We start from the raw sequence: 14063 nt of genomic DNA, 5'->3' as shown, positions 1-14063 counted from the left end.
GGCCGCGCCCGCTTCGCGTCTCCGTCTCTCGCGGTGCGTGACTGCGGGCCTCCGCCCACCCCTCCCTTCCGCCTCCCGCCGTGCGCGGGTGCGGGGCTCATCTGCGTCTCCGGCTCCCGTTGTGTGCGGGTGCGGGCAGCTTGGACGTGGTCCGCTCCCGCGTGCGCCCCTGGGGGGGGGCGTCACTGCCATGCGTGTGGGCCGCTTGTGGCGTTGCCGGGGGTGCCGTCGCTCCTCGGTTGTGGGGGTGGGGCGGTCAGGCCGTGGTGGGCTTCGGGTCCTGGTGGGGGCACGGGGGGCGGGGGGTGGCCCGGCGGCGGAGGACGCGGGGGCGGGGGAGGGTGACGAAGCCCTCCGCCTGCATCGCGGCGAGGCCGAGGCGCGGGAGATCGGCCGAGGCGCGGTAGACCACGAAGCGCGGCTCCCACCGCGGCCGGAACTTCGCGTTGAACTTGTACAGGGACTCGATCTGGAACCACCGGGAGAGGAAGACCAGCAGCCCCCGCCACGCCCGCAGCACCGGGCCCGCCCCGATCTTCTCGCCGCGGGCGAGCGCCGCGCGGAACATCGCGAAGTTCAGGGAGACCCGGGTGATCCCCAGCCGGGGCGCGGCCTGCAGCGCGGCGACGATCAGCAGTTCGTTCATGCCGGGGTCGGCCGACCGGTCGCGCCGCATCAGGTCCAGCGACACCCCGTCCGTGCCCCACGGCACGAAGTGCAGGATCGCCTTCAGGTCGCCGTACTCCCCGGGCGTCCCGTCGGCCCGGTGCGCCGTGGCGATCAGGCAGTCGCCGTCCGCGGGGTCGCCGATGCGGCCCAGGGCCATGGAGAAGCCGCGCTCGGTGTCCGTGCCCCGCCAGTCCTCCGCGGCCCGGCGGACGCGGTCCAGTTCGGCGTCGCCCAGGTCAGCCACGCGCCGTACCCGGGTCTCGTAACCGGCTCGTTCGATGCGCTTGACCATCTGGCGGACATTGCGCATCGCGCGGCCGGCGAGGGAGAAATCCGCGACGTCCACCACCGCCTCGTCGCCCAGCTCCAGCGCGTCGAGCCCGGTCTCGCGGGTCCACACCTCGGCGCCGGTCTCGGAGCAGCCCATGACGGCGGGCGTCCAGGAGTGGCGGCGGGCCTCGTCCATGAAGCGCTCGATCGCGCCCGGCCACGCCTCCACGTCCCCGATCGGGTCCCCGCTGGCGAGCATCACCCCGGAGACCACGCGGTACGTCACGGCCGCCTTGCCGCTGGGGGAGAAGACGACGGCCTTGTCGCGGCGGAGCGCGAAGTGGCCGAGGGAGTCCCGGCCGCCGTGCCGGGCGAGCAGGTCGCGCAGCCGCGCCTCGTCGTCCGCGGTGAGCCGGGCCGCGGGGTGTTCGGGCCGGAAGGCCAGGTAGATGGTGGTGACGGCGGTCAGCAGGCCCAGGGCGCCGAGGGAGAAGGCGACCGTCCAGGAGGTGGTGCCCCGGTAGTCCACCGGGCCCTCCGCGCCGAACAGGCCGTACAGCACGTGGCTCAGACGGTCCGCCAGGCTCGGGTCGCCCACCGTGCGCCCCGGGTGGGCGCTGACCACGACGAGGCCGAGCAGGACGGAACCGGCGCTCATGAGGACGAAGTTGGCGAGCGCCCGCCACCGGCTGCGCGGATCGGGCAGCGCCGCGAACTGGTCGCGGTGGCGCAGCAGCGGCGCGAGCAGTGCCAGCGATATCAGCACGCCCGCGAAGGAGTGCCGGTAGCCGAACTGGGCGAGGGCGCCGAGCGGCAGCAGCGCCACCGCGGCCCGCCAGGCGCGGCGCTTGCGGCGCCTGAGACCGTGGGCGAGGAGCAGCAGCAGGACGCCGGCGCTGAGCGAGAGGGCCGCGGCGAACGGGCCGAAGGAGCCCGGCAGGACCTCCGCGAGGGCGTGCATCCGGCTGTGCCGGAAGCGGGGGAAGACACCGGCCGCGATGTCCACCAGCCCCACCAGGGTGCACGCCCGGCCCGCGAGGCGGGGGACGGCCTCGGGGCGTGGCCCGCGCAGGACCCGGCTCAGGATCCCGTGCTTCGGAACCCCACCCGACATTTCCTCATCTGTCCTGACAGACATCGTACCCGTCGCTCCGCGAGAGACCTTTGGCTCCGGGCCCGTTCGGGGCTTCCGGTGGCATTGCGCCTTCTAGGACGTTGTGCGGCGGGTCGAGGTTCATTCGGCCGGTACGGAACCCGTGCGGAATCTTCCGGTCCGGACGGCTCCGGAGCGGGTCATCACAGGAAAGCGCAGGCGGACAGGGCGTATGGGTCTCACGAGCGGAGTGGTGCTGGCGCTGGCCGTGCTCAGCGGGGTGCTGCTGTTCACCGGGACGGTCTGGCTGTGGCCGAGGCTGGCCCGGCAGAGCTGGCGGACCGTCACGGCGCGGGTGGGGCTGCTGTTCGCGACCCAGGCGGCCGTCTTCGCCGCGGTCGCCCTCGTCGCCAACCAGTCCTTCGGGTTCTACGCGAGCTGGGCCGACCTGTTCGGCCGGGAGACGGGGCGGGGCGTCGTCGTCGACCACTCCTCGGGCGGTGCCCCGCCCGGCCTGCGGGTGGTCGACACCCGGCGGGTGGTCCCGGCGGGCACCGGCCGCCCGGAGTCCGGCGGGCAGGTCCAGAGGGTCGAGATCGCCGGCCGGACGACGGGCATCACGACACCCGCGTACGTGTACCTGCCGCCGGAGTACTTCCAGCCGCGCCACCGCGCCCGTACCTTCCCCGCGGCCGTGGTGCTGACCGGCTACCCGGGGACGGCCGAGGCGCTGGTCGACAGGCTGCACTATCCGCGGACGGCGCTGAACCTGGCCAGGGACGGGCGGATGCGGCCGATGATCCTGGTCATGCTGCGGCCGACGGTGGCGCCGCCGCGCGACACGGAGTGCGTGGACGTGCCGGACGGGCCCCGCACGGAGTCGTTCTTCGCCCGGGACCTGCCCGAGGCCGTGCTCGGTCACTACCGGGTGGGCCGGGGGCCGGGAAGCTGGGGCGTCGTGGGCAATTCGACCGGCGGGTACTGCGCGCTGAAACTCGCCCTGCACCATCCCGGCGTCTACGCCGCCGGGGCCGGGCTGTCGGCGTACTACGACGCCCCCGTCGACGCCACGACCGGCGACCTGTTCCACGGGGACCGCGCGCTGCGCAATCGGGCCGACCTGTGGTGGAGCCTCGAACACCTTCCGCCGCCGGACACTTCGCTGCTCGTCACCAGCAGCCGCTCCGGGGAGTCGAACTACCGGGACACCCTGGAGTTCATTGAGCGGGCGAAGCGCGCGAAGCCGACGCGGATCTCGTCGATCATCCTGGAAAGCGGCGGTCACAACTTCAATACGTGGCGCCGGGAGATCCCGCCGACCCTGGAGTGGCTCAGCGAGCGGCTGAGCCCCCGGTGAGAGGCGTGCGGGGACGGCGCGGACGGTGACCGGGGTGCCGTCCGGGGCCGTTCCCCGGCGGTGCCGAGGGGAGTGCCGCGGGCGTTTCCGGAGCGGTCCCGGAAAATGATCTTGGGGGAATTCGGCCCGGGTTCGGCCGGCCGAATGCCGGGGGGCCGTGAACGCCGGGGAGAAAAGGGCGTTTTCGCGGGGCGGGGCGCCAAGAATCCCCTACGCGCGGTAAGTTTCTGGCCATGCCACGTGGACGTCATCGCCATTCCCCGCCCCTGCACAGGATGCTTCCGCCGTCGGCGATCGCGGGCGTCTCCGTCGTGTGCGCCGTCGGCCCCTGGGTGGTCGCGGAGACGATGGTGCTGCGCGCCCTGGCCGCGGCCGCCGCGGTGACGGCGGTCGTCGGCGCCGTCGTGATGCGCCGCTGGGACGCTCAGGCGGGCAAGCGCGTCGCCGATCTCTCGCGCGCGCGGGCGAGCGACGAGTGGCGCCACGAGGAGCGGGCCGCCGAGCTGGAGTCCGACCTGGACGAGTCGCGCGAACTGCGGGCCAAGCTGGAGCGGAAGCTGCGGGCCAAGCGCGCGGAGCTGGCGAAGCTGCGCAACGAGCACGCCGCCCTGCTGCGGCGGTACGCCACCGCGGAGACCGAGCGGGCCAGCGCGCTGGAGGGCCGCCGGCTGCTGGAGATCGAGGCCACGCCCCCGGCCCGCGCGCTCCCGGCGCCCCGCACGGCCCCGGTGGCGGCGACGCCGGGCGAGCCCGTGCGGCCGACCGGGCTGGCCCCGGCCGCCGTGCCGGGGAGGCCCGCCGGTGCGGTGCGGGCCGGGGCTCCGGGGGCGTCCGCGGGAGTGGCGGAGTCCGTCGGCGCGGAGGAGCCCGACGAGGGCGGTGAGACCGTCCGGGAGATCCTGGCCGCCTTCCCGGCCGGCGGCGCCGCCCGCCTGTACGCCCTGGCCAACGAGGCGCTGAACCGGCTCGGTGTGCCGGACGGCGACGGCGACGGCGCTGTTGACGGCGACGACGAGGGCGACAGTGAGGGTGGCACCGCCACCGCCACTGTCACAGCCACCGATGGCGACGGCGCCACCGATGACGACGGTGACGACGCGGGGGTCGCGGTCGGCGCGGTGGAGGACGACGCGGAGGGCGCGGAAGAGGCCGAGGGCCCGGAGCACGCCGAAGAGGCGGAGGGCGCAAGCAGGGGTGACCGGGCGGACGACACCGACGGGGCCGAACCCGATCCCGATCCCGACGGTGGCGGCGACGGCGACGGCGACGGCGACGATGACGGCGGGGACGACGGTGACGGCGGGGGAGAGGCCGTGACGGCGGCCGAGCCCGCGCCGCAGGGTGTCGTCCGGCCGCGCGACGGCTCGGCCGACGACGGCCCCGCCGCGGCGGCCTCCGCCCGGTCGGCCGCCTCCGCGCACTTCGCGGTGGAGGCCGCGGTGGCCGTCGTCCCGGCGGCGCCCGCGCGGCGGCCCCGGGTCGAGGGCGGCTTCGACTTCTTCGGCACCCAGGGCACCCAGGGCACCGGGGCCACCGGCGAGGCCGGTGGCGGCACCCGGACCGGGGTCCCCGTCGCCGCCCGGGGCGCCGAGGCGGCCAGGGGGGCCCGGGAGGCGCTGGAGTCGGTCGAGGACGAGGACCTGGCCGACGTGATCGGCGAGGAGGCGCTCGCCCTGCACAAGGCCGAGACGCGGGCCCGGCGCGAACCGGTCGCCCGGGAGCCCCACGGCACCGACCGCGTGATCGACCTGACCGCCCACGACGAGACCGAGCAGATCGACGTCAAGGGACTGCGCAGCGCGGTCTCCTGACCCGGACCCGGGGAGCGCGCGCGGCACGGGCCCCGACAGCCGGGCCCCGACGACCGGGCCCAGCCACCATCCCGCCCCCGGCCCCCCGCTCCCGCCCGGACGTCGGTCACGTCATCCAGCGGTCCGGCTGGGCGTCCCGGCGGCCCGTGCGGGAGAGGGCGGCCTGGTGATGGAGCAGGGCCGCGGCCTCGGCGGCGTCGCGGAGGCCGGCGGTGACCGTCCCGTTGGCGCCGGTGTCGACGCGCACGTCGGCCAGGTCCAGCGCGCGCCGCACGGGCCCCTGCGTCAGGCGGACGCTCTGGACCTTGGCGTGCGGGACCAGCGACAGGGTGCGCCGGAGCAGCCCGCGCCGGGCGGCGAACACCGTGTCCGTGACGACCACCCCGTGGCCGCGCCACCACACCGGGCGGCACCAGCGGGCCCGGCCCGGCGGACGGGACAGGGCGGACAGCGGCGGCACGGCCACCCCGGGCAGGGCGCGGGCGACGACCGACTCGGCGAGCGCGCGCGGGGCGACCGGCAGCAGCAGGGAGTTGGCGGAACCGGCCACGTCCAGCTCGACCCGCACCCAGCCGGGGCGGCGCCACAGCAGCGGCTCCACGATCCGCACCGACTGCACCCGGCCCGGCGGCACCGTCTCGTGGGCCCGGTCCAGCAGCCCGTGGTCGATGCGCAGGCCGTCCGGCGACTCGGCCACCGTCCAGTCGTACTCCTTGACGTACCGCCCCACACTGCCGGCGCCCGCCGCGCCGAGCAGCGGCACGGTGAGGGCCAGCAGGGTCCACGGGCTGTGGGTGAACGTCCACAGCACGGGCAGCATCACCAGGGCGGTGCCCAGGGTGAGCCAGGTGGCGCCGGTCAGCAGCAGCGAGACGGCGAGCACCCCGGGCGGTACCCGCAGCAGTTCACGGGACGGGGCCTCGCCGACCTCGCGGGCGCTGTCGGGGGCGAAACCGGCGGCGCGGGCGAGGAGCTCGGCGCGCAGCGCGCGCGCCTCGTCCGCGCCCAGGAAGGCCAGTTCGTCCTTCGAGTCGGTGCCGACGACATCGAGCTTCAGCTTGGCGACCCCGGCGATCCGGGCCAGCAGCGGCTGGGTGACGTCGATGGCCTGGACCCGCTCCAGCCGGATGTGCGCGGTGCGCCGGAACAGCAGTCCGGTGCGGATGCGCAGCTCCGTGTCGGTCACCGCGAAATGGGTGAACCACCAGGTCAGGAAGCCGTACAGGGCGGCGGCCGGGATCAGTACGGCGAGACCGACCAGCAGGGTCGTGGTGGTCAGGTGGGTCAGGTGGCGGCGCGCCTGGTCGGGGTCGTGCACGGCCCAGCCGATGAGCACGGCGATCGGCGCCCACGCCCGGCGCAGCGGGGTGACGGGGTGCAGCCGCCGCTCGGTGACCTGGTCCACCGCCTGCGGCTCCGGTGTGCTCACAGTCCCGCCGATCGGGCCTCGCCCAGCTCGGTCAGCCGGTCGCGCAGCCGCTCCGCCTCGGCCGGGTCGAGGCCGGGGACGGTGGCGTCGCTCGCGGCGGCGGCGGTGTGCAACTGCACGCTGGCCAGCCCGAAGTGCCGCTCCACGGGCCCGGAGGTCACCTCGACGAGCTGCATCCGGCCGTACGGCACCACGGTCGTCGTCCGCCACAGCACACCGCGGCTGATCAGCAGGTCGTCGGCGCGCTCGGTGTACCGCCAGGAGCGCCAGTTGCGCTCCAGCATCACCCAGCCCCAGACCAGCAGGGCGAGCGGCAGCACGGCGAGGGCCGCCCACGGCGGGCCCAGGAGCAGCCCCGGGACCAGCCCGGCGGCGAGCGTCAGCAGGCCCAGCCACACCACCAGCAGCAGCCGCCGCATCCGCAGCAGCCCCGGCGGCAGCCCGGTCCACTCCGGGCCGGGGCCCGCCGGAGCCGTCCCGGCCGCGCCCGGTGCCGCTTCCGTGTCCGCTGCTGCCCCGGCCGCCGCGCCCGGAGCCCCGGCCGCCGTCCGGGCCTCGGCACCGGACGGAGCCGCCGCCCCGGCCGTGCCGGGTGCCGTCGCCGGTTCCGTCGCCGCGCCGCCCGTGTCGTCGTACGGGCTCCCCGTTTCCATGGGCCCAGCGTACGTAGGGGAGACTGGGACCATGACGCCCACGACGGAGACCACGGTCGGTATCGGCGGCGCCGCGGAGAGCACCGACATGGTGCTCAACATCGGCCCCCAGCACCCGTCGACGCACGGTGTGCTGCGGCTGCGGCTGGTCCTGGACGGCGAGCGCGTGGTCAGCGCGGAGCCGGTGATCGGGTACATGCACCGCGGCGCGGAGAAGCTCTTCGAGGCCCGTGACTACCGGCAGATCATCATGCTCGCCAACCGCCACGACTGGCTGTCGGCGTTCTCCAACGAGCTGGGCGTGGTCCTCGCCGTGGAGCGGATGCTCGGCATGGAGGTCCCCGTGCGCGCGGTGTGGCTGAGGACCCTGCTCGCGGAGCTGAACCGGGTCCTCAACCACCTGATGTTCCTCGGCTCCTACCCCCTGGAGCTGGGCGGCATCACCCCCGTCTTCCACGCCTTCCGGGAGCGCGAGGTCCTCCAGAACGTCATGGAGGAGGTGTCCGGCGGGCGGATGCACTACATGTTCAACCGCGTCGGCGGCCTCAAGGAGGACCTCCCGGCCGGCTGGACCGCCCGCGCGCGCTCCGCCGTCGCCTCCGTGCGCTCCCGGATGGACGTCTACGACGACCTGGTGCTCGGCAACGAGATCTTCCGCGGGCGCACGCGGGGCGTGGGCGTCCTGTCCGCGCGGGCCGTGCACTCCTACGGCGTCAGCGGGCCCATCGCGCGCGCCTCCGGCGTCGACTTCGACCTGCGCCGCGACGAGCCGTACCTCGCCTACGGCGAGCTCCAGGACACCCTGAGACCCGCGATCCGGGCCGAGGGCGACTGCCTCGCCCGCTTCGAGTGCCTCCTGGAGCAGACCCACAACGCGCTCGCCCTCGCGGACGCCTGTCTGGACCGCCTGGCCGAGCTGCCGCCCGGCCCGGTCAACCAGCGGCTGCCCAAGGTCCTGAAGGCCCCCGAGGGCCACACCTACGCCTGGACCGAGAACCCGCTCGGCATCAACGGCTACTACCTGGTCAGCAAGGGCGAGAAGACGCCGTACCGGCTGAAGCTGCGCTCGGCCTCGTTCAACAACATCCAGGCGCTGGCGGAGCTGCTGCCCGGGACGCTGGTCGCGGACATGGTGGCGATCCTCGGGTCACTGTTCTTCGTGGTCGGCGACATCGACAAGTAGCGCGGACGCGTCCGGCGGGCCGACCGGCTGGGCCAGCCAGAGGAAGCCGCCCAGTCCGTCCGGCGCGGTCAGCTCGGCGGCCTCGGAGGCGCCCGCCAGGGCGCGCACGTACGCCGCCGGGTCCCGTGAGGCCAGGGCGAGCGGGGGGCGCGCGCCGGTCACGCCCAGGGCGCGCAGGGCCTCGCGCTGGGGGATCAGCAGCGCCCCGGGGAGCCCGGGGGCCGCGGCGCAGGAGTCCAGGGCCACATGGGCGGTGATGTCGCAGGACCCGTCCGGCACCGGCGCCGTCCCGCGGCCCTCGCGGAACCCGGTCAGCGTCCCGTACGGCGGGCGCGCGCCGGCCGTGTGGGCGTAGTCGGCGGCCACGGCGAGCCCCCGCTCCAGGGTGGCGACCGCCGAGGCCCACGCCGTGTCCCGGGGCAGCCCGATCTCGGCCCGCAGGCCGGGCACCCCCGCCCCGGCCGCCGCCTCCCGCGTCCCGGCCGCCGCCTCTCCCGTCCCGGCCGCTTCCGCCCCGGTTCCGGGGGCCGTCGTGCCCGGCAGCGGCCACCAGCGCGCCAGCCACACGGCGTCGGCGCCGTCCACGGGCGCCCCGGGCCGCTCGGTGCCGTCCCCGGCGACGAGCACCCGGCGGACCACGCCCGCGCCGTCCGTCTCGACGACGTCCAGGGGGACGTTGTCCAGCCACTCGTTGGCGAACAGCAGCCCGGTGACCCCCTGCGGCGCCGCGGGCAGCCAGCGGACGCGGGGATCGAGCCCGCCGGGGCGCCGGGCGATCTCCACCGCGTACGCGGTGGTGCGGGCGGCCACGGCGGGGGGCAGCGCGGCCAGCACCCCGGCCGCCAGTTCGCCGCGCCCGGCGGCCATGTCCACGAAGGCCAGCTCCGGAGGGCGCCCCAGCGCCGCGTCCACCCGGCACAGCAGCCGCGCCACGGCCCCGGCGAACAGCGGCGACGCGTGCACGGACGTACGGAAGTGCCCGGCCGGGCCCTCGGGGCGCCGGTAGAAGCCGTCCGGCCCGTACAGGGCCTGCTCGGCGGCCTCCCGCCACCCCCGCGCCCGCGCGGGGCTCCGTGTCGCGTCCCTCACGCGCCCAGACTAGGGCCTGCCCGGGAGCGGCCGTCCGGGCCGGGCACCCGCGCGGGCGCGGTGTTCCGGGCACGCCTCCTGGCGCGGTGTCCGGCGGCGGAGCCGGGCGGGGCCCCCGGGCGCGGAGCCGGGGGCGGGGCCGGGCGGGCTGCGCGGGGAAGGCACCCGGCGGGATGCCCCGGGGCGGGCTCCCGGCGCGGGGTGCCCGGGGCCGCGCGCGGGGCGGGCGGACACGCGCCGGGCGCGGCGGGCCGAGGCCGTGGGACAAGGGGGCCTCCACCTTGGGGAGTACGCGCGGGGGGCGCGGATCGGCCCTTCGGCTGACCCCCGCGCCTGTCCCGCTTCCATACGCTGGATGGCGTGCAGCGCCTCTACGACTTCCTCCGCAGACACCCGACCGGGGTCGACTGTTTCTGGGCCCTCGTCCTGTTCGGGATGTCCGTGGTGTCCGAGGCCTCGGTGCCGGACGGGTCGGGCACCACGCGCATGGCGCTGATCGTGCCGATCCTGGTGCTGCTCTCGGTGGTGGTGGCGCTGCGCCGGAGGATGCCGGAGCGGATGCTGCTGCTGGCCGGGGCGACCGCTCTGGCGCAGCTCCTGCTGGACGTCTCCACGATGATCGGCGACTTCGCGCTGCTGGTGATCGTCTACACGGTGGCCGCGACCGGCGCCCGCTGGTCCTCCCGGGCCGCGCTCACCCTGGGCCTGGTCGCGGCGCCCGTCGCCCAGGTGCGCTGGCCCCAGGAGAGCAGCGGGATCGCCGGGAACATCGCCATAACGGTCTTCCAGGCGGTGCCCTTCGCCCTCGCCTGGGTGCTCGGCGACTCCATCCGCACCCGGCGCGCCTACTTCGCCCAGCTGGAGGAGCGCGCCGCCCGCCTGGAGAAGGAGCGCGAGGCCCAGGCCAAGGTCGCGGTCGCCGCCGAGCGCGCCCGGATCGCGCGCGAACTGCACGACGTGGTCGCGCACAACGTCTCCGTCATGGTGGTCCAGGCCGACGGCGCCGCCTATGTCCTGGACGCCGCCCCCGACCAGGCCAGGAAGGCGCTGGAGACCATCTCCTCCACCGGCCGCCAGGCCCTCGCGGAGATGCGCCGGCTGCTCGGCGTGCTGCGCACCGGCGAGCACCAGGAGGCCGGGGAGTACGTCCCGCAGCCCGACGTGCGGCAGATCGAGGACCTCGTCGAGCAGTGCCGCACCGCCGGGCTGCCCGTCGACTTCCGGGTCGAGGGCACGCCGCGCCCGCTGCCCAGCGGCGTGGAGCTGACCGCCTACCGCATCGTGCAGGAGGCGCTCACCAACACCCGCAAGCACGGCGGGCCCAACGCGGGCGCGAGCGTGCGCCTGGTCTACTTCGACGACGGCCTCGGCCTCCTCGTCGAGGACGACGGCAAGGGCGCCCCGCACGAGCTGTACGAAGAGGGCGGCGAGGACGGCCGGGGACACGGCCTGATCGGCATGCGGGAGCGCATCGGCATGGTCGGCGGCACCCTGGACGCCGGTCCCCGGCCGGGCGGCGGCTTCCGCATCAGCGCCCTCCTGCCGATCAAGCAGCACTGAACCGCCCGCCGCGCCCCCGGGCGCGGCCCGACACCTGTCACGGACCGGCACGCGGGCGGACGCCCCCGGCGCCGCCGCCGGAGAAACGGAAGAGGCCCGATGACGATCCGCGTGATGCTCGTCGACGACCAGGTGCTCCTGCGCACCGGGTTCCGGATGGTGCTCGCAGCGCAGCCGGACATGGAGGTCGTCGCGGAGGCGGGCAACGGCGTCGAGGCACTGGAGGTGCTGCGCTCGACCGCCGTGGACGTGGTCCTGATGGACGTCCGCATGCCCAAGCTCGACGGCGTGGAGACCACCAGCCGCATCCACGCCCAGGAGGACCCGCCCAAGGTGCTCATCCTGACCACCTTCGACCTGGACGAGTACGCCTTCTCGGGGCTCAAGGCGGGCGCCTCCGGCTTCATGCTCAAGGACGTGCCGCCGGGCGAGCTGCTCGCCGCGATCCGCGCCGTGCACAGCGGCGACGCCGTGGTCGCCCCGTCCACCACCCGCCGCCTCCTCGACCGGTTCGCCCCGATGCTGCCGACCGGCGCCGAGGAGCCCCGGCAGAAGGAGCTCCAGCGGCTCACCGAGCGGGAGCGCGAGGTGATGGTGCTGGTCGCCAACGGCCTGTCCAACGGGGAGATCGCCGCCCGGCTGGTGCTCTCCGAGGCGACGGTCAAGACGCACGTCGGCCGCATCCTGACCAAGCTGGGGCTGCGGGACCGGGTGCAGGTGGTCGTCCTGGCCTACGAGACCGGGCTGGTCCGGGCGGGCGGCGGCCACGCCTGACCCGCCCCCGCCCCCCCGCCCTCCGACGGCCCGCCCCCGGCGGCACGGCCTGGCACGGCACGGCCCGGGATCCGGTCACGACCGGACCCGTGCCCCGGGCGGCCGGCGCCGCTACCGTCTGCCGCATGCTCCTGTGGATCAACGGCCCCTTCGGGGGCGGCAAGACGCAGACCGCTTTCGAGATGCGGCGCCGCCTGCCCGGCAGCGTCGTCTGCGACCCCGAGCACATCGGCTTCGGCCTGCGCCGGACGCTGCCGCCGGGGCTGCGCACCGACTTCCGGGACCTGGCGGCCTGGCGGCAGGGCGTGGTGGAGGTGCTCGACCTGGCCCTGCGGGGACACGGCGGCGTGGTGCTGGTGCCCATGACGGTGACCGACGCCGGGCACTTCGAGGAGACCGTGGGGCGGCTGCGCGAACGCGGGCACGACGTCCGCCACTTCACCCTGCTGGCCGCCCGCGAGACGGTGCTGCGCAGGCTGCGCGAGCGCGGCCCCGGGCAACTGCTCGCCCACGCCGCGCGCACCGGTCCCCGCGAGAACTGGGCCGTGCGGCAGCTCGACCACTGCCTGGAGCGGCTGCGCGAGCCGGAGTTCGCCGAGCACCTGTGGACCGACCACTCGACGGTGCCGCGCACCGCCGACCGGATCGCCGCGCTGGCCGGGCTGACCCTCGCCCCGAACGGGGAGGGCCCGCTGCGGACCCGGCTCCGCCAGGCGCGGGTGGGGATGCGGCACATCCGGTTCGACTGACGGGGCGGCGCGGCCGGTCGGTGGGGCGGGCGGCGCCCCGTCCCGTCCCGTCCCGTCCCGTCCCGCCGTACGGTGCGGGGTCCCGCCGGGTGCGGGGGCGCCCCGGGCCGGGCGCGTCAGCGGAGGATGCCCTCCAGGAGGTCGCCGCCCAGCCGGGCCACCACGGTCACGTCCAGCTGGTGCAGCACGTACCGGCCCCGGCGCCGGGTGATGATCAGGCCCGCCCTCTTCAGCACCCCCAGGTGCCGGGATATCTCCGGCGCCGTCATCCGGTGCGCCTGCGCCAGCTCGCCGGTGGAGTACGCGCTGCGCGCCAGATGGCGGCAGAGCTGGAGGCGCACCGGGTGCGACAGCGCCGTCATCCGCAGCAGGAGCTGCTCCACCGAGGGCGGCGAGGACAGCTCGGGGGAGGCGACGGGATAGTGCAGCACCGGCTGCCAGGCGTACCGGTGGAGCACCATCAGGTGCGGCCAGCCCAGGCTGGTGGGCACGAGCAGCAGCCCGCCGTCCCCGGTGGCCGTGCGGCCGTCGCCCAGCTTGTCGACCGTGATCCGCTCCGCCGCCGCGTCCAGCGTCACCACCGGGGAGACCGCGGTCAGCGCCTCGGTCAGGCCCTTGCGGCGCAGCAGGTCCGTCTTGTGGCGGGCGTCCGCCGCGAGCCGGGGGCGCAGCCGGTCCCAGGTCGCGGCGAAGAACGCCGCGTCGCAGTCCTCGGCGAACCGGCGCAGCCAGCCCCGGATGCGCGGCGGGTCGGCCAGCAGCCGTTCGGTGAAGTCGAGCTGGCGCGGGCCGCGCGCGGCGGCCAGGTAGAGCGCCCGGCGGCGCGTCCCGGCGTCCGCCAGCGCGGAGGCCCCGGCCGTGCTGTACGGCAGGGCGCAGGTGAACTCCAGGGCCGTGTCCACGAACTGCTCGTCGGACAGCCGGTCGAGCAGGTCCAGCTCCTCGGCGAGGGTGGCGCCGGGCACGGAGCGCCCGCCCGGGACGCCCGCGAACGGCATGAACAGGTCGGAGAACGTCGACCGCCACAGGAACTCCGCGTCGGTCATCCGGTCGGCCAGGGACGGGTCGAGTCCCGCGGTCACCCCGGTCGCCCAGCCCTGGAGGCCCGGATGGTGCCCCGGCTCGGACAGCGCGTGCAGCGCCATGCCCAGCTCGGCCAGGGGCGAGGGCACGATGGCCACCCGCTCCGGCCGAAGGCCGACGATGTCGATGCTCACGCTCATGTCGTTCATGGTGCACCCCGCCGCGGACGACGCGGTTCCGGCCCCCGCGGCGCCCGGAGCACGCCGCGCCGCCCGGGGCCCCGGCCGTGCCCGGGGCACCGACGGCCTCCGGGGCTTCCCGGTCTCCCGGGGCACCGCTTCCGGCCGGACCGGGGCCGGTGCCGCCCGGGACGCCGGACCTGGCCGGGCGCCGGGCGAACCCG

11 protein-coding genes are annotated in these 14063 nt (G+C 76.0%); 6 read left to right on the top strand and 5 right to left on the bottom strand.

Going from position 1 to position 14063, the window contains the following annotated elements; genetic code table 11:
• Positions 1-256: 256 nt before the first annotated feature.
• Entirely contained in the window at positions 257-2053 is a 1797-nt protein-coding gene (locus tag ACZ7LB_RS03350) for a phosphatidylglycerol lysyltransferase domain-containing protein (protein WP_471465161.1), read from the bottom strand.
• A gap of 211 nt (positions 2054-2264) precedes the next feature.
• On the opposite strand from ACZ7LB_RS03350, the gene ACZ7LB_RS03345 reads away from it, so the two are divergent.
• Positions 2265-3389 (top strand): alpha/beta hydrolase, encoded by a 1125-nt coding sequence (locus tag ACZ7LB_RS03345; RefSeq protein WP_471465160.1) that lies wholly within the window; start codon positions 2265-2267, stop codon positions 3387-3389.
• A 275-nt stretch (positions 3390-3664) separates the two neighbouring features.
• On the top strand, positions 3665-5200 hold the full coding sequence (locus ACZ7LB_RS03340) for a hypothetical protein (RefSeq protein ID WP_471465159.1): 1536 nt from the start codon (positions 3665-3667) through the stop codon (positions 5198-5200).
• A gap of 106 nt (positions 5201-5306) precedes the next feature.
• On the opposite strand, the gene ACZ7LB_RS03335 is transcribed toward ACZ7LB_RS03340, so the two are convergent.
• Both ACZ7LB_RS03335 and ACZ7LB_RS03330 read right to left on the bottom strand, forming a co-directional pair.
• On the bottom strand, positions 5307-6629 hold the full coding sequence (locus ACZ7LB_RS03335; RefSeq protein ID WP_471465158.1) for a PH domain-containing protein: 1323 nt from the start codon (positions 6627-6629) through the stop codon (positions 5307-5309).
• The gene (locus ACZ7LB_RS03330; RefSeq protein WP_471465592.1) at positions 6626-7048 is read right to left on the bottom strand and encodes a PH domain-containing protein; all 423 of its coding nucleotides are present in this window, start codon (positions 7046-7048) and stop codon (positions 6626-6628) included. Before ACZ7LB_RS03330 ends, ACZ7LB_RS03335 begins: the two co-directional genes overlap by 4 nt.
• Positions 7049-7313: 265 nt before the next feature.
• Here ACZ7LB_RS03330 and ACZ7LB_RS03325 point away from each other — a divergent pair, with 265 nt between their 5' ends.
• On the top strand, positions 7314-8465 hold the full coding sequence (locus ACZ7LB_RS03325) for an NADH-quinone oxidoreductase subunit D (protein ID WP_471465157.1): 1152 nt from the start codon (positions 7314-7316) through the stop codon (positions 8463-8465).
• On the opposite strand, the gene ACZ7LB_RS03320 is transcribed toward ACZ7LB_RS03325, so the two are convergent.
• Positions 8430-9554 carry an SAM-dependent methyltransferase gene (locus tag ACZ7LB_RS03320; RefSeq protein ID WP_471465156.1) on the bottom strand — a complete coding sequence of 375 codons (1125 nt, stop codon included), beginning with the start codon at positions 9552-9554 and terminating at the stop codon, positions 8430-8432. The two genes, ACZ7LB_RS03325 and ACZ7LB_RS03320, sit on opposite strands and share 36 nt — an antisense overlap.
• Positions 9555-9914: 360 nt before the next feature.
• Here ACZ7LB_RS03320 and ACZ7LB_RS03315 point away from each other — a divergent pair, with 360 nt between their 5' ends.
• The 3 genes from ACZ7LB_RS03315 to ACZ7LB_RS03305 all read left to right on the top strand — a co-directional run bounded on the left by ACZ7LB_RS03315 (position 9915) and on the right by ACZ7LB_RS03305 (position 12637).
• Entirely contained in the window at positions 9915-11114 is a 1200-nt protein-coding gene (locus tag ACZ7LB_RS03315) for a sensor histidine kinase (protein WP_471465155.1), read from the top strand.
• 99 nt (positions 11115-11213) lie between these two features.
• Positions 11214-11888, top strand: coding sequence for a response regulator (locus ACZ7LB_RS03310; protein ID WP_471465154.1), 675 nt, complete (start codon positions 11214-11216; stop codon positions 11886-11888).
• 125 nt (positions 11889-12013) lie between these two features.
• The gene (locus ACZ7LB_RS03305; RefSeq protein ID WP_471465153.1) at positions 12014-12637 is read left to right on the top strand and encodes an AAA family ATPase; all 624 of its coding nucleotides are present in this window, start codon (positions 12014-12016) and stop codon (positions 12635-12637) included.
• Positions 12638-12753: 116 nt separating this feature from the next.
• Here the strand turns inward: ACZ7LB_RS03305 and ACZ7LB_RS03300 are convergent, their stop codons facing one another.
• Entirely contained in the window at positions 12754-13860 is a 1107-nt protein-coding gene (locus ACZ7LB_RS03300) for a DUF5937 family protein (protein WP_471465152.1), read from the bottom strand.
• Positions 13861-14063: the final 203 nt, after the last annotated feature.

It is taken from the genome of Streptomyces sp. NPDC107521 (assembly GCF_055598485.1).
The sequence above is the reverse complement of the archived record's forward strand: the minus strand, read 5'-3'. Positions and strand labels throughout refer to the sequence as shown.